The sequence below is a fragment of the Actinoplanes sp. NPDC021490 genome (assembly GCF_055562135.1).
Genome location: NZ_JBVHFW010000004.1, coordinates 26,390 through 39,894 on the forward strand (window position 1 = coordinate 26,390; position 13,505 = coordinate 39,894).

A 13,505-nucleotide genomic window follows, 5' to 3' on the forward strand; every position below is an offset into this window, starting at 1 on the left:
GTGCCGTCAAGGGATTCGCGTAAGGTGCGCGCATGCCTGACATCAAGGACGCGCAGGTGGAAGCCCGGGTGCGCGAGCATCTGGAGCCCGGCGAGAGCTTTCGCGTCGCCGTCTGGGTGAGCCGGGCCGACGGGCGTACGACGGCCGGGACGACCCGCGGCGAACTGTCGCCGTTCCGGTTCCGCCGGCCCGTGCCCAACCGCCCCGGCGACCGGCGCGGCGTCCACGGCGTGCCCAGCAGCCTGGCCGTCGGCCTCGACGAGCACATCCGCATCGTCACCGACCCGCGCGTGCTGGCCCTCACCGACCGGCGCCTGCTGGTGCTGGCCAAGCGCACCGGCTGGCGTGACATGTTCCGCCCGGCCCCCGACGACCTCGCGCCCCTCCAACTGCGCTGGCAGTGCCCGCGCACCCAGGTGAAGTCGGCCACCGGGCCGGCCGCCGGCCGCCTGCGCCTCGACTTCACCGACGGTTCGGCCGTCACCCTGCTCACCCCGGCCGCCGGCCTCCCGGCTTTCCTGGCCGGCTGACGCGGCTACGGCCCGAGGCTCCGCAGTTTTGCGGTGAGGAAGTCGCGCTCGGTCTCGTTCCCGGTCAGGGCCAGGGCTTCCTCGTACGCGGTGACCGCCTCGGCGACGCGGCCCAGCCGGCTCAGGAAGTCGGCCCGGGCCGCGGCCAGATAGGGGTAGGTGGCCAGGGCGGGCTCGGCGGTCAGCGGGTCCAGGGCGGCCAGCCCCGCCGCCGGCCCGTCCCGGAAGCCGATCGCCACCGCCCGGTTCAGGGCGACCACCGGCGAGTTGTCGGTCAGGCGCAGCAGGACCATGTAGAGGCCGGCGATCTCCGACCAGTCGGTCCGCTCCCACGTCGTGGCCTCGGCGTGCACGGCGGCGATCGCGGCCTCGACCGAGAAGCGGGACGGCGGGTGGCGGCGCAGCGAGTCGGTCAGCAGCGCCACACCCTCGGTGATGAGCTCACGATTCCACAGCGTGCGGTCCTGCTCGGAGAGCAGTAACAGACGGCCATCGGGAGCGACCCGGGCCGCCGCGCGGGCGTCGATCACCAGCATCAGGGCCAGCAGCGCGGTGACCGGCGCCGAGCGGGGCATGAGCAGGTGCAGCGTGCGGGCCAGCCGGATGGCGCTCGCCGTCAGGTCGGCCCGGGTCAGCGCCGGGCCGGTGGGGGCCGTGTGACCGGTCGTGAAGAGCAGGTGCACCACCTCGAGCACCGGTTCGAGCCGCTCGGCCAGGGCGTCCGGCGGCGGCACCCGGTACGGGATCCGGGCCGTGGCGATCTTCTTCTTGGCCCGGGTCAGCCGGGCCGCCATCGTCGGCTCGGAGACCAGGAAGGCCCGTGCCACGTCGGCCGTCGACAGGCCGCAGACCAGCCGGGCGGTCAGCGCCACCTGATGGTCGCGGGACAGCGCCGGGTGGCAACAGGTGAAGATCAGCCGCAGACGGTCGTCCCCGGCGGCCGGCGCGTCCTCGACGACCAGCAGGGGCAGGCGGCGCCGGAACGCCGCCTCCCGGCGCAGCAGGTCGAGCGCCCGGTTCCGGGCGACCCGGGTGAGCCAGGCGCCGGGCCGGGCCGGAATCCCGGTCCGGCCCCACGTCTCGAGAGCCTGCGCGTACGCGTCCTGGGTGCACTCCTCGGCCCGGTCCAGATCACGCGTGACCTGCACCGTCGTCGCCAGCACCTGGGCCCAGTCGCGGCGATGCGCCTCGGCCAGGGCGTCGGCGACCGAGGTCATCCGTGCTCGACCACCGGCCGGATCTCGACCCCGCTGTGCCCGGCCCGCACCTCCGGCAGCAGCTTGGCCAGGGCCAGCACCTCGTCCAGGTCGGCCGCCTCGAGCAGATAGAACCCGCCCAGCGCCTCCTTGGTCTCGAGGAACGGCCCGTCCGAGGTGGTGAACCCGCGCAGCGTGGTGGCCGTCGGCGCCGGCTCCAGCTCCTGCCCGCCGATCACCCGGTCGCCCGCCGCCGCGCGGAACTCGGCGTGCGCGGCGTCGTGCTCCCTGCGCTGCTCGTCGGTCAGCGCCTCCCACTCGGCCGAGTCGCCGTAGATGAGCAGCGTGTACTTCGCCATGATCAGTTCCTTCCGTCGTGGGCCGATCTCAGCTCACCGACGAACGGCACGGCCCCGGAATCGACAGTTTCAGGAAACCGCCGGCTCGATGGTCAGCGTCCCCGCGTCCGCGTCCAGCATGGCCGGCGTGCCGACCGGAATTGCCCCTTGACCGATCGGCAGACCACCCAGGATCGGTACGCCCAGTGGCGCCAGCCGGTCACGCAGCACGCCGAGCACATCGCCCGGCCCGCACTCGGTGTAACGACCGACCGCCACGGCCCGTACCCCCTTGAGCCGTCCCGTGCGGAGCAGCATGGTCAGCTGCCGGTCGATCTGCTCGGTCCGCAACCCGTACGCCTCGAGCAACAGGATCGCCCCGTGCAGGCTGGGCAGCACCCACCCGGCCGCGGTGGCGATCTGCTCCTGGTCGCCGCCGAGCAGCACCCCGGACGCCCGCCCGCCGGTGGTCAGCCCGGCCGTGTGCGAGTCGGGTTCGCTGCGCACCACCACCGGCTCGGTGCCGAAGGCGGCCTGCAGGAACGACCGGTCGGGCCGCCCGTAGACGCCGGCCAGCCCGGCCCGCTCCCAGAAGGCCAGGTGCAGGATCGTGCACTCGCGGAAGCCGACCAGCAGGGTCGGCAGGTGCGCCGCGGTGGTGAAGTCGAGGTCGTCGGCGATCCGGTGCGCCGCGGTCCCGGCGCCGACCGCGACGATCGCCTTGACCGACAGGTCGCGCAGGCCCCGGTCGATGTCCTGGATGCGGTCGGCGTCGTCCAGCGCGTCCACCGCGTGCGGGCCCACCGACACCTCGAGGCCCTGGTCCTCGAGCCACTGGACCGTGCGCTCGACCTCGGCCCGGTCGGGCGTTCCGGTCGGTGTCACCACCCGCACATGATCGCCGGGCCGCAGCCGCGGCGGCCGGACGACATCGACATACTCGTATGCACTCTGCACGTCCGCATTATCGCGTCGCTTTCGCCCCGACGCCTCGGGCGTACGACCGGATCGTTCCGCCTCGGGACGCGATGGTGCCTTTCCCGGCTCCGGCGAAAGGCGAAAGCTCGAGGGTATGACCACAGCGCTTCTCGTCATCGACGTCCAGGAATCGTTCCGGCAGCGCCCGCTCTGGCGCACCCTCGACAACCCCGCCCTGATCGCCAACGTGGGCCGGCTGGTCGAGGCGGCCCGCGCCGCCGGCGACCGGGTCGTGTGGGTGCTGCACGCCGAGCCCGGCACCGGCAACCTCTTCGACCCCGAGAGCGGCCACGTGCGCGTCGTCGACGAGCTCAAGCCGGCCGCGGACGAGCACGTCGTCGTCAAGACCTCGCACAACGCCTTCAGCACGACCAACCTGCAGCAGTACCTCACCGCGGCCGGGGTGACCGCCGTGACCACGTGCGGCCTGCGCACCGAACAGTGCGTGGAGACCACGACCCGGGTCGCGTCCGATTTCGGATACGAGGTCACCTTCGTCACCGATGCCACCGGCACGTTCCCGATCCCGCACTGGACCGCGCCGGACGGGCGATGCGTGGAGGAGCTGCTGGCCGACCCGCGTACGCTGGCCGCCGCGGACGTGGTGTCCCGCACCGAATACGCGCTGGCCGGCCGGTTCGCCGCCGTGCGCACCGTGGACGACTATCTGGGGGAGTGACCGGATCGTGCGGCGGGTGGTGTTCGTCCTGACCCCGCGGCTGCACCTGCTCGACCTGGCCGGCCCGGCCCAGGTGTTCTCGACCGCGCCCGGCTACCGGCTCGACTACGTGGCCGAGACCGAGTCCGTGCCGTCGTGGCAGGGCGTGACGCTGCGGGCGGAGGTCGAGTGGCCCGCGCTGACCGCCGACGACCTGGTGCTGGTGCCCGGCTGGCGCGACGGTTACGACCCGGTCGGCCCGGCGATGCTGCGGCGCATAGCGGCCCACCACGCGGCCGGGGGCACGGTGGCCAGCGTCTGCTCGGGCGCCGAGGCGCTGGCCCGGGCCGGGTTGCTCGACGGGCGGCGCTGCACCACCCACCACGACCTGCAGGACCGGCTGGCCCGCGAGTTCCCGCGGGCCTCGGTCGTACGGGATGTGCTGTTCGTCAGTGACGGCCGGGTGGTGACGTCGGCCGGGATCGCCAGCGGCATCGACCTCGCCCTGCATCTGGTGGCGCAACGGCACGGCCCGGCGGTGGCGGCCCGGGTCGCCCGCGAGATGGTCGTCTACGCCCGCCGCAACGGCGACGAGCAACAGGCGTCGGCCATGCTGCGCCACCGCGGCCACCTGAGCGACGTCGTGCACCGCGTGCAGGACCGAATCGACGCCGAGTTCACGAACGCGCTCCCACTGGGCGACCTGGCCTCCGGCGCGGGCGTCAGCGAACGCACCCTGACCCGCCTCTTCGAGACCGCGACGGGCCGCACGCCGCTGCGCTACCAGCAGCAACTACGCGTGGAGCGGGCCGAATACCTGATCGGCCACGGCACCACGGTCGAGGCCGCGGCCCGCGCGGTCGGCTTCAGCGACGCCCGCATGCTCCGCCGCCTGCGCGCCCGTGCCTAAGCTCATCGGGTGCTGCGCGGCGTACTGCTCGATCTCGACGACACGCTCGTCGACCATCGCGGGGCCGTGAGCGCGGCGCTCGACCGGTGGCTGCCCGAACTCGGCGTCGCCTCGACCCCGCACACTCTCGCGCTCTGGAACGAGGCCCAGGAGCGCCACCTGGTGGCCTGGCGCGAGCGCCGCGTCACCTTCGCCGAGCAGCGGCGCCGCCGGCTACGGGACTTCCTTCCGCAGATCCATGTCTCGTACGCCGAAAGCACGCTCGACGAGATCTTCGAGGGCTACCTGCGGGCGTACGAGTCCTCCTGGCGCCGTTTCCCCGATGTGGACGACGCGCTGGCCGCCCTCACGGCCGCGGGCCTGACCACCGCCGTCCTGACCAACGGCACCGTCGAGCAGCAGCGCGCCAAACTCGTCAAGACCGGGCTGGACGGGCGGGTCGGCCCGCTGTTCACGGTCGAGGACCTGGGCGTGGCCAAGCCGTCGCCCGAGGCGTTCCGGCTGGCCTGCGAACGTCTCGGCCTCCCGCCGGGCCAGGTCGTCAGCGTCGGCGACCGCCACGACCTCGACGTGCTGCCCGCCCGCGCGGCCGGCCTGCACGCGATCCACCTCGATCGCCACGACACCGGCCCGCACGACGAACCCCACCGGCTGACCACGCTGACCGGCCTGACCGCGGCGCTGGACGTCGCCGCGCGTCGCCCCCGGGATGGGCGATCTTCTTAGTAGGGTTCGGGGCCATGAAGGTGCAGGAGGAAGACGTACGGATTCCCGGTGCGGGCCATTCGATCCGGGCCAAGGTGCTCACCCCCGCCGGCGGCGGTGACCGGCCCGGGGTACTGCTCTACTCCGACATCTTCCAGCTGACCGAGTCGACGCTGCGGACGTGCCGCCGGCTCGCCGCGGCCGGGCTGATCGTGTGCGTGCCCGAGATCTATCCGCGGGGCGAGCTGGCCGGGGTGGCGCTCGAATTCGACGATGAGGGCAAGCAGGCCGGGCTGGCCGGGGCCGCGTCGATGACGACCGCCGAGTTCGACGAGGACCGCGCGAGCGTCCTCGACTATCTGGCCGGGCGTTCCGACGTCACCACCGTGCACGCGGCGGGCTACTGCCTGGGCGGGCACCTGGCCTTCCGGGCCGCGTTCGACGAGCGCGTGGCCTCGACCGTCTGCTTCTATCCGACCGGCCTGCACAACGGCTCGCTCGGCGCCGACAACGCCGACTCGCTGGCCCGTGGGGCCGACATCCCCGGCCGGCTGATGATCATTTTTGGGTCGCGGGACCCGCACGTGCCCGCGGCCGCGCGCGTGCAGATCCTGTCCGCGCTCTACGAGGCCGGTCACGAAGACCTCGAACTGCACGTCTACGCGGGCGGGGAGCACGCGTTCATGCGCGACGTCGGCCCCCGCTACGACCCCGAGCTCACCGACCGCGGGCTGGACGAGGCCGTGTCCTTCTTCCAGGGGCGCTCGATTCCGTAGCCGGCCTCTCCACCCGGGCCGGATTTCCCCGTACGAGCTCGTCGTGCACCCGCCACCGGGCGGTCACCGCCGCCCGCTCGGCCGCCGCGTCCCCCGCTTCGAGGCGTTCCCGCAGCAGCCGCATCGCGATCCGGCGGTTCAGCCCGAACTGCCGCTCGGTGTCGACCACGACGACCAGCCCCGAAGGACGGTGGGTGGCGCGGACGGCCGTGCTCGCCTTGTTGCGGTGCTGGCCGCCCGGGCCGCCGGTGCGGATCGCGACGACGACCACGTCCGCCTCGTCGAACGTCGTGCGTGGACTCTCCAGCGAGCACGGCTGCGAGATGACATACCAGTTCTTGCGGCCGATGCCCGTACGGAACGGGCTGGGAGCCTGCCAGCAGAGCGTGCCCGTCCAGCCCCGCGCGAACTCGTCCGCCCCCGGCCCGTCGATCTCCACCACCACGGACCGTGGCATCTCTGTCTTCCCGATCGTGAGTCCGCGCCCGGCCGCCTCCGCCTCGAGACGCCGTACGAGCTCGGCCAGCGCCCAGTCGCATTCCCGCGGCCCGCGCCCGGCCGACATCAGCAGGTGCACGCTCACGAGCGGTCCCGCGTCTTGTAGGTGACCAGCGGAACCGTCACCGCGACGGGCGTGGCCAGCTCGTGCGCGACCAGGTCGCCGACCACCTGCTCGATGCGCTTGTAGGCCGTCGGCGCCTCCTCGAACAGCAGCTGCCGGTCGCCGCAGACCACCAACGACCCCACCGCCGTACGCCGGAGCTCGGCCACGGTGTGCTTGGCCTTGTTGCGCCGCAGCGCGTCGGACCGCGACATCTTGCGGCCGGCCCCGTGCGCCACCGAGAAGTTGGCCTCCGCCCCCGCATGCCCCGCCACCAGATAGGACGGCGTGCCCCGCGTGCCCGCGACCAGCACCTCGCGTCCGTCACCGCGCGCGGCCCCCTTGCGGTGCAGATAGAGCCCGTCGCGAACCTCGACGAAGTTGTGGCATTCGTCGACGACCGGCTCGGCCGGCGCTGCTCCCAGCGCGTGCGCGACCCGTTCGGCCATGAGGCGCCGGTTCAGCGACCCCCACCGTACGGCGTCGTCGTGGGCTTGAAGATAGGCCGCGGGATCGGCCGCCGGCCCCGCGCCGTGCACCTCGGTGTGCGCCCGCAGAATGCTCTCGCCCAGCCCACGCGAGCCGCTGTGCACGATCAGCACCAGGTCACCCTTGCGCAGAGCCCCGTCCCGCATCACCGCGTCGACCCGGGCCAGCTCGACGAAATGGTTGCCGCGACCCACCGTGCCCAGGCTCTCGGCGTAACCGCCCGGGATGTCGTCCGGCCACTCCGGATCCTCCGGAGTCAGCCCACGGTCCAGGTCGGGAAAGCGGGCGGCCAGCCGCTCGAGATTGGGCCGCTTGAGCTTGACGGGAAAGACGGCGATGCCGCAGCCGATGTCCGACCCCACCAGAAACGGATAGAGCACCGACGACAACATGGCCGCCCCGATCGGCGCGCCCTTGCCCGGATGCAGATCCGGCATCCCGGCGACATGCCGCATGCCGTCGAGCGCGGCCACGCGGTGACATTGGTCGACAGCGTCGGACTCGATCCAGCTGCCCGGGGAGGAGAAGACACGAACGGAGGCAGAAACCTGCTCAGACAAGACAAGAACTCCGAAGACGACGAAGCGGCGGACAAACCTCGAACGAGGCGCCGAGAGAGGCTGAGTTCAGTCCGTCAGTACGTCATGCCGAGATGCTCCCGAACCCACCGCCGCACAGCAAGCGATTTACGCGGTCGCGGGTCGCTCGTGCTGGTCTTGTGGTGATCCGGTGAAGACCGTTGTGCTGCTGCCGTAGCTGACCCGAGCATGACTTCGTGTCCAAGCCGTCGCATCGAGTTGTGCTGGCGCTCACGGGCGTGATGACCGCCATGGTCGTGGCGTGCGGAGTTCTGGTTCACATGTCTTTTGTTGACTTCGCCGATACTTTTCGTGACGATCCGAGAGCACCGGCGGCCTCGATCGACGGCCGCTACTGCTCGGTGGCGGGCGACCTGCTGATAATCGCTGGGCACCAATTCACCGCACACCATTTGGCCCCGCAAATCGCCCAGTTGATCGGAATTCGCGGGCCGGCAGCGGAGGTCCAGGGTGCCGTCGGCTGGAGCCGGGGCGAGGGTTATTCGGCGGCGAACTTCTCGTTCGAGGATCCTCGTTCGAGGCAGCCGGTCGGCGAGCCCTTGGAGGCCATCATGACCGAGAGCATGGCTGGCTTGCAGCTCGACTTCGGCTTCTCCTCGAAGCCGCTGACGCCCTGGGCGGCCGGCAAGTGATTCAGCTACCGGTTACTCCGTCGACGAGTTCTCGGATGAGGTCGGCATGGCCGTTGTGCCGCGCGTACTCCTCGATCATGTGTACATAGACGTATCTAAGGTCGCATGACTTCTTCTCGGTTCCGAACAGCACGGGCAGGGCGACTTCTTCGATCCCGTCCCGTTCGGCCACGAGGCGACCGTGCCTGGATAGGGTCTGTACGGGAGGTGCTGGGATGAGTCGTGTGGTGGTGATCGGGGCGACCGGGCACACCGGCAGCTATCTGGTGCCGCGGCTGGTGCGGGCCGGGCACGAGGTGGTGGCGGTCAGCCGCGGGGAGCGGGGGCCGCATCAGGAGCGGCCCGAGTGGCAGGCCGTTGAGCGGGTGAGCGCCGACCGCAAGGCCGAGGACGCCGCGGGCACGTTCGGCGAGCGGATCGCGGCGTTGCGGCCCGACGCCGTGGTTGACCTGATCTGTTTTTTGCCCGATTCGGCCCGGCAGCTTGTCGAGGCGCTGCGACCGGCCCGGCCGCTGCTTCTGCACTGCGGCAGCATCTGGGTGCACGGGCCGGCGCTGCGGGTGCCGCTGACCGAGGACGAGCCGCGCACCCCGTACGGGGATTATGGCGTCGGCAAGGCCGCTATCGAAGCGTTGCTGCACCGCGAGACGATCGCCGGTGGGGTGCCCAGCGTGGTGCTGCATCCGGGGCACATCAGCGGTCCGGGGCGGCGGGCGATCAACCCGGCCGGAAACATGGACCCGGAGGTGTGGCGGCGCCTGGCGGTCGGTGAGCCGGTCGCCCTTCCCGCTCTGGGCCAGGGCGTTCTCAACCACGTGCACGCCGACGATGTGGCGCAGGCCTTCGAGCGCGCGCTGACCCGGCCGGCGGCCATCGGGTCCAGTTTTCACGTCGTCGCCGAGCAGGCCATGACGTCGCGAGGGCTGGCCACCGGCGTGGCCGCGTGGTTCGGGCGGCGGCCCGAGCTCGAGCTGGTCGACTGGGCCGAGTTCGAGGAGCGGGCGGGCAAGGAGCACGCCGAGGTGACCCGCGAGCACATCGAGCGCGGCATCGCGGCGAGCATCGACCGGGCCCGTACGGTGCTCGGCTACGCCCCGCGCTACTCCTCGCTGGACGCTCTCCACGGCTCCCTGCACTGGATGGTCGACAACGGCCAGGCCGACGTGGGCGGCCAGCAGTTCTAGAGAGCCGCCGGGAAAAGGTCGTACGCTCGGCCCCATGGCATGGATCACGGCGGGAGTGGTGCTCGCCGCGGGGGCGGGGCGGCGATACGGCATGCCCAAGGCCCTGATCCCGTACCCGGAGCAGTTGCTGGTCGATCGCGCCGCGGAAACCCTGCGTGAGGCGGGAACCTCACCCAACGTGGTGGTCCTCGGAGCCGACGCGCAACGAGTGATCGAAGCCGCGAAGAACTTGCCGCACACCGTCATCAACGCGGAGTGGCCGACCGGGATGGGGTCGTCACTGCGGGCGGCCCTGCGGGAGCTGGAAACGACGACGCGGGCCGACGCGGCGGTGATCGTGCTGGTGGACATGCCGGGCATCACCGCGGAAGCGGTCCGGCGGGTGATGGCCCACGCGTCTCCGGATGCGCTGGTCATGGGCGGTTACGGCGACGGCCGGCGCGGGCATCCGGTGCTGCTCGGAAGAAACCACTGGGCGGGCGTCATCGAGTCCGCGACCGGCGATCAAGGCGCGCGCGGTTACCTCAAGACCCGTCCCGTACGTGTCGTGCCCGTCGACGACGTGGCCGACGACCTCGACCTCGACCTTCCGGAGCTGAACCCTCATGCGTGACGTGCTGGACAGGCTGCTGGCCTGGTGGGAGGCGGGTGAGCCGGTCGGGCTGGCGACCGTCACGGCGACCTGGTCGAGCGCGCCCCGGCAGCCGGGCGCGGCCATGGTCGTCGGGCCGGACGGCGAGGTGGTGGGCAGCGTCTCCGGCGGGTGTGTCGAGGGTGCGGTCTACGAGCAGTGCCGCGAGGTGATCGAGACCGGCCGGGCCCGCACGGCCCGGTACGGCGTCAGCGACGACGACGCGTTCGAGGTGGGCCTGACCTGCGGCGGCATCATCGAGTTGCTGATCGAGCGGGTCGACCGGGAGTCGTTCCCGCAGCTGTCCGAGCTGGCCGCCGCGATCACGGCGTCCCGGCCGGTGGCGTTGCTGACCCGGCTCGACGACGCGCGCCATCTGCTGGTCACGCCGGACGAGCGGGCCGGCACGCTGGGCAGCGACCGCGTCGACGACGCCGTCACCGACGACGGGCGCGGGCTGCTGGCGGCGGGGCGCACCGGCGTGCTCCACTACGGACCGTCGGGGGAACGCCGCGGTGAGGGGCTTTCCGTCCTGGTGGCCTCGTTCGCGCCGCCGGCCCGGATGCTGGTCTTCGGCGCCACCGACCACGCCGCCGCGACCGCCCGCATCGGATCGTTCCTGGGCTATCACGTGACCGTCTGCGACGCGCGGCCGGTGTTCGCCACCGCCCGCCGCTTCCCGTCGGCCGACCAGGTCGTCGTCGACTGGCCGCACCGCTATCTCGCCGCCGAGGTCGAGGCGGGACGGATCGACGAGCGAACCGTCCTGTGCGTGCTGACCCACGACCCCAAGTTCGACGTGCCGGTGCTCGAGGTCGCGCTGCGGCTGCCGGTCGCGTACGTGGGCGCGATGGGTTCCCGCCGCACGCACGACGACCGCAACAAGCGCCTGCAGGAGGCCGGACTGTCCGATGAGGACCTGGTCCGGCTCGCCTCGCCGGTCGGGCTGGATCTGGGCGCGCGTACCCCGGAGGAGACCGCGGTCAGCATCGCGGCCGAGATCGTCGCGCTGCGCTGGGGCGGCTCAGGGGCGCGACTGGCCGCCACCGCCGGGCGCATTCACCCCGAATAGGGGGCGTATTCCAGCATGACCACCCCCGAGCCGAAAGTCATTGTCCGTACGGGCTCCAGCCGCAGCGAATGGTCCTCGAACAGCCGCGTGCCGTGCCCCTGCACGATCGGATGAACGAAGAGCCGGAAGATGTCCACCAAACCTGTCGGAATCAGTGACCGTACGAGCGTCGTGCTTCCCGTGACGGTGATGTCGTGGCCTTCGGTGGCTTTCAGGGCCGCGATCTCGTCGGCCATCGGGCCGCGCAGGATCGTGGTGTTCTGCCATTCCGCCTTCTCGAGGTTCGCCGACACCACGTATTTGGGCACCTGGTCGAGATACGCCGAGATCTCGCTGCCGTGACCGGGCCAGAAACCGGCGAATTCCTCGTACGTCGTCCGGCCCAGCACGAGCCCGTCGGAGTCGGCGCCGTTCTGCGCGTTGACCGCGGCCAGTTCCTCGTCCGCGGCCATCGGGTCGAACCAGTCGCCGATCGGCGAGATGATCCCGTCGAGGGTGATGTTCTCGGTCACCACGAGTCTTCGCATGGCCTGTCCTTACCCTCGGCGGCCGGTCCACAACGTCGCCGATCGGCGTAGCACGAAGCCGGGCTGCTCGACCATGCGCTCGAGCAGGCGGGCGTGCATCTCGGCCCGGCGGAACGGCGTCAGGTTGTCGATGAACCGTCCCGATCCGTGGGACCGGCTCCACCGCCAGTAGGTCTCCCCGTCCGGGACGGGAACCGCGATTTCCAATTCGATCGCCGTCAGTTCCTCCAGCCCGGGAAAGCCGTCCTCGAAGTCGAAGTCGTTCCCGTGCCGGCCGGAGCCGTCCTGTTGATAGGCGCGGTATTCGGCATAGAGCTCGACCAGCGGATCGGGATGGTCGCCGGCCGCCCCCGGCACGGTGAAAGCCAGCCGTCCGCCGGGTTTCGTCACCCGCAGACCCTCCCGCAGCGTGGCTTCGGGATCGGTCACGATGTGGATCGCGAAGCCGCACACCAGCAGATCGAAGGTCCCGTCGGCCAGCGCGAGGCGGGCCCCGTCCATGACGCTCACCGGCACCCCGGGGCGGGCCGCCTTGAGCAGCGAGACCATTCGGGGTGCGGCGTCGACGGCGGTGACGGCCGCGCCCCGATCGAGCAGCGCACCCGTGAGGGCTCCGCGACCGGCGGCCAGATCCAGCGCCCGTACGCCCGCAGCCGGCGCCAGCCTCGCCACGGTGACCTCGGCGAACCCGGAGAAGAAGGGCAGCACCTCGTCGTAGCGTTCCGCCACCTGGTCGAAGTGGGCGACCACGGCGTCAAGCACGGCGGGCCGCCCGCACGAGGGCATCGATCGCGGGGAAGTGATTGCCCGGCGGCCACGCCAGCAGGGTGGTGACGTCGGGCGCGTCGGTCACCGGCACCGCGACGTGTTCCGGCCACTGCCAGGCCCGGGCCGACGCCGGGATCACCAGCAGCGTCTTGCCCAGCGCCACCAGCTGGGCCAGCTGTGACTGCGTGTGCACCTCGGGACCGGGCCCGTCCGGATAGGTGCCGTCGAGCCGGGGCCACCGCGCGATCGGCAGGCCGGGCACGTGGCTCACCTCGGCCAGCGTGACCCGCTCCCGGGAGGCCAGCGGGTGCGCGGCCGGCACGATCGCGACCTGGCTCTCGACCAGCAGGTCCTCGGTGGCGAAGCCGTTCAGGTCGTCGTACGGCCGGTGCATGAGGGCGACGTCGGCCTGCCCGTCCCGCAGCCGCCCGGCCTGCTCACCCACCTCGCACAGCAGGACCTCGATCGGATCGGCGTACGCGTCGAGGAGCCGTTGCAGCAGTTCGTGGGACGCCCCGGCCTTGGTCACCAGCACCAGCGGCCCGCGGGGAGCCCCGGCCCGGCGGGTGCGCCGCGCGGCCGCCGCGACCGCGTCGAGCGCCACCCCGGCCTCCTTGAGCAGCACCCGGCCGGCGTCGGTGAGCGTGGCCCCGCGACGGTCCCGGTCGAGCAACCGGACGCCGAGTCGGCGCTCCAACCGGCCGATCGCGCGGGAGAGCGGCGGCTGCGCGATCCCGAGCCGGACGGCGGCCCGCCCGAAGTGCAGTTCCTCGGCGACGGCGACGAAATACCGCAGCTCGCGGGTCTCGAGATCATCCACGCGGACGAGCGTACGTCGTGATACCCGGCGAGTATCACAGCGTACGCAGATGGTCTTGGACCCGGAACGCGCGCACGACCAGCATGGGACG

General features: G+C 71.9%; 17 protein-coding genes and 1 pseudogene. 9 read left to right on the top strand and 9 right to left on the bottom strand.

What is annotated here, in order from left to right:
- Positions 1 to 32 precede the first annotated feature (32 nt).
- On the top strand, positions 33 to 530 hold the full coding sequence (locus ACZ3I4_RS11855; protein ID WP_465381877.1) for a hypothetical protein: 498 nt from the start codon (positions 33 to 35) through the stop codon (positions 528 to 530).
- Between the two features lie 5 nt (positions 531 to 535).
- On the opposite strand, the gene ACZ3I4_RS11860 is transcribed toward ACZ3I4_RS11855, so the two are convergent.
- From ACZ3I4_RS11860 to ACZ3I4_RS11870, 3 genes are all read right to left on the bottom strand, one after another.
- Positions 536 to 1,747, bottom strand: coding sequence for an RNA polymerase sigma factor (locus tag ACZ3I4_RS11860; RefSeq protein ID WP_465381878.1), 1,212 nt, complete (start codon positions 1,745 to 1,747; stop codon positions 536 to 538).
- Positions 1,744 to 2,085, bottom strand: a complete 342-nt coding sequence (locus ACZ3I4_RS11865; protein ID WP_465381879.1) for a YciI family protein — start codon at positions 2,083 to 2,085, stop codon at positions 1,744 to 1,746. Before ACZ3I4_RS11865 ends, ACZ3I4_RS11860 begins: the two co-directional genes overlap by 4 nt.
- A gap of 69 nt (positions 2,086 to 2,154) precedes the next feature.
- On the bottom strand, positions 2,155 to 3,021 hold the full coding sequence (locus ACZ3I4_RS11870) for a S66 peptidase family protein (protein WP_465381880.1): 867 nt from the start codon (positions 3,019 to 3,021) through the stop codon (positions 2,155 to 2,157).
- A gap of 115 nt (positions 3,022 to 3,136) precedes the next feature.
- Here ACZ3I4_RS11870 and ACZ3I4_RS11875 point away from each other — a divergent pair, with 115 nt between their 5' ends.
- From ACZ3I4_RS11875 to ACZ3I4_RS11890, 4 genes are read left to right on the top strand one after another with little or no spacing between them, the layout of a single operon-like run.
- Positions 3,137 to 3,721 carry an isochorismatase family protein gene (locus ACZ3I4_RS11875; RefSeq protein ID WP_465381881.1) on the top strand — a complete coding sequence of 195 codons (585 nt, stop codon included), beginning with the start codon at positions 3,137 to 3,139 and terminating at the stop codon, positions 3,719 to 3,721.
- A gap of 7 nt (positions 3,722 to 3,728) precedes the next feature.
- Positions 3,729 to 4,610 (top strand): GlxA family transcriptional regulator, encoded by an 882-nt coding sequence (locus tag ACZ3I4_RS11880; RefSeq protein WP_465381882.1) that lies wholly within the window; start codon positions 3,729 to 3,731, stop codon positions 4,608 to 4,610.
- Between the two features lie 9 nt (positions 4,611 to 4,619).
- Positions 4,620 to 5,336 carry an HAD family hydrolase gene (locus tag ACZ3I4_RS11885; protein WP_465381883.1) on the top strand — a complete coding sequence of 239 codons (717 nt, stop codon included), beginning with the start codon at positions 4,620 to 4,622 and terminating at the stop codon, positions 5,334 to 5,336.
- A gap of 14 nt (positions 5,337 to 5,350) precedes the next feature.
- Positions 5,351 to 6,091, top strand: a complete 741-nt coding sequence (locus tag ACZ3I4_RS11890) for a dienelactone hydrolase family protein (RefSeq protein WP_465381884.1) — start codon at positions 5,351 to 5,353, stop codon at positions 6,089 to 6,091.
- On the opposite strand, the gene ACZ3I4_RS11895 is transcribed toward ACZ3I4_RS11890, so the two are convergent.
- Positions 6,033 to 6,674, bottom strand: a complete 642-nt coding sequence (locus tag ACZ3I4_RS11895) for a peptide chain release factor-like protein (RefSeq protein WP_465381885.1) — start codon at positions 6,672 to 6,674, stop codon at positions 6,033 to 6,035. The two genes, ACZ3I4_RS11890 and ACZ3I4_RS11895, sit on opposite strands and share 59 nt — an antisense overlap.
- Positions 6,671 to 7,741: an RNA ligase RtcB family protein gene (locus ACZ3I4_RS11900; protein WP_465381886.1), complete on the bottom strand. Its 1,071-nt coding sequence runs from the start codon at positions 7,739 to 7,741 to the stop codon at positions 6,671 to 6,673. Before ACZ3I4_RS11900 ends, ACZ3I4_RS11895 begins: the two co-directional genes overlap by 4 nt.
- A gap of 215 nt (positions 7,742 to 7,956) precedes the next feature.
- Here ACZ3I4_RS11900 and ACZ3I4_RS11905 point away from each other — a divergent pair, with 215 nt between their 5' ends.
- Positions 7,957 to 8,412 carry a hypothetical protein gene (locus ACZ3I4_RS11905; RefSeq protein ID WP_465381887.1) on the top strand — a complete coding sequence of 152 codons (456 nt, stop codon included), beginning with the start codon at positions 7,957 to 7,959 and terminating at the stop codon, positions 8,410 to 8,412.
- 1 nt (position 8,413) lies between these two features.
- Here the strand turns inward: ACZ3I4_RS11905 and ACZ3I4_RS11910 are convergent.
- Positions 8,414 to 8,590: pseudogene (locus tag ACZ3I4_RS11910) on the bottom strand (mycothiol transferase); the annotation flags it as partial.
- A gap of 37 nt (positions 8,591 to 8,627) precedes the next feature.
- Between ACZ3I4_RS11910 and ACZ3I4_RS11915 the strand changes: the two are divergent.
- Genes ACZ3I4_RS11915 through ACZ3I4_RS11925 form a run of 3 tightly spaced genes read left to right on the top strand, consistent with a single transcriptional unit; the run spans position 8,628 to position 11,299 of the window.
- A complete protein-coding gene (locus ACZ3I4_RS11915) occupies positions 8,628 to 9,596 on the top strand; it encodes an NAD-dependent epimerase/dehydratase family protein (protein ID WP_465381888.1) in 969 nt (322 codons plus the stop codon).
- 34 nt (positions 9,597 to 9,630) lie between these two features.
- Positions 9,631 to 10,209, top strand: coding sequence for a nucleotidyltransferase family protein (locus ACZ3I4_RS11920; protein WP_465381889.1), 579 nt, complete (start codon positions 9,631 to 9,633; stop codon positions 10,207 to 10,209).
- Positions 10,202 to 11,299, top strand: coding sequence for an XdhC family protein (locus tag ACZ3I4_RS11925; RefSeq protein WP_465381890.1), 1,098 nt, complete (start codon positions 10,202 to 10,204; stop codon positions 11,297 to 11,299). Before ACZ3I4_RS11920 ends, ACZ3I4_RS11925 begins: the two co-directional genes overlap by 8 nt.
- On the opposite strand, the gene ACZ3I4_RS11930 is transcribed toward ACZ3I4_RS11925, so the two are convergent.
- From ACZ3I4_RS11930 to ACZ3I4_RS11940, 3 genes are read right to left on the bottom strand one after another with little or no spacing between them, the layout of a single operon-like run.
- Positions 11,287 to 11,826, bottom strand: a complete 540-nt coding sequence (locus ACZ3I4_RS11930; RefSeq protein WP_465381891.1) for a dihydrofolate reductase family protein — start codon at positions 11,824 to 11,826, stop codon at positions 11,287 to 11,289. The genes ACZ3I4_RS11925 and ACZ3I4_RS11930 overlap by 13 nt on opposite strands.
- A gap of 9 nt (positions 11,827 to 11,835) precedes the next feature.
- A complete protein-coding gene (locus tag ACZ3I4_RS11935; protein WP_465381892.1) occupies positions 11,836 to 12,588 on the bottom strand; it encodes a class I SAM-dependent methyltransferase in 753 nt (250 codons plus the stop codon).
- On the bottom strand, positions 12,581 to 13,414 hold the full coding sequence (locus tag ACZ3I4_RS11940) for a LysR family transcriptional regulator (RefSeq protein ID WP_465381893.1): 834 nt from the start codon (positions 13,412 to 13,414) through the stop codon (positions 12,581 to 12,583). Before ACZ3I4_RS11940 ends, ACZ3I4_RS11935 begins: the two co-directional genes overlap by 8 nt.
- Positions 13,415 to 13,505 lie beyond the last annotated feature (91 nt).

Bases quoted from the DNA above. Each gene is read 5' to 3' on its own strand.
- ACZ3I4_RS11855 (WP_465381877.1), top strand. From the start codon at position 33: ATGCCTGACATCAAGGACGCGCAGGTGGAAGCCCGGGTGCGCGAGCAT.
- ACZ3I4_RS11860 (WP_465381878.1), bottom strand. From the start codon at position 1,747: ATGACCTCGGTCGCCGACGCCCTGGCCGAGGCGCATCGCCGCGACTGG.
- ACZ3I4_RS11865 (WP_465381879.1), bottom strand. From the start codon at position 2,085: ATGGCGAAGTACACGCTGCTCATCTACGGCGACTCGGCCGAGTGGGAG.
- ACZ3I4_RS11875 (WP_465381881.1), top strand. From the start codon at position 3,137: ATGACCACAGCGCTTCTCGTCATCGACGTCCAGGAATCGTTCCGGCAG.
- ACZ3I4_RS11890 (WP_465381884.1), top strand. From the start codon at position 5,351: ATGAAGGTGCAGGAGGAAGACGTACGGATTCCCGGTGCGGGCCATTCG.
- ACZ3I4_RS11915 (WP_465381888.1), top strand. From the start codon at position 8,628: ATGAGTCGTGTGGTGGTGATCGGGGCGACCGGGCACACCGGCAGCTAT.
- ACZ3I4_RS11920 (WP_465381889.1), top strand. From the start codon at position 9,631: ATGGCATGGATCACGGCGGGAGTGGTGCTCGCCGCGGGGGCGGGGCGG.
- ACZ3I4_RS11925 (WP_465381890.1), top strand. From the start codon at position 10,202: ATGCGTGACGTGCTGGACAGGCTGCTGGCCTGGTGGGAGGCGGGTGAG.
- ACZ3I4_RS11930 (WP_465381891.1), bottom strand. From the start codon at position 11,826: ATGCGAAGACTCGTGGTGACCGAGAACATCACCCTCGACGGGATCATC.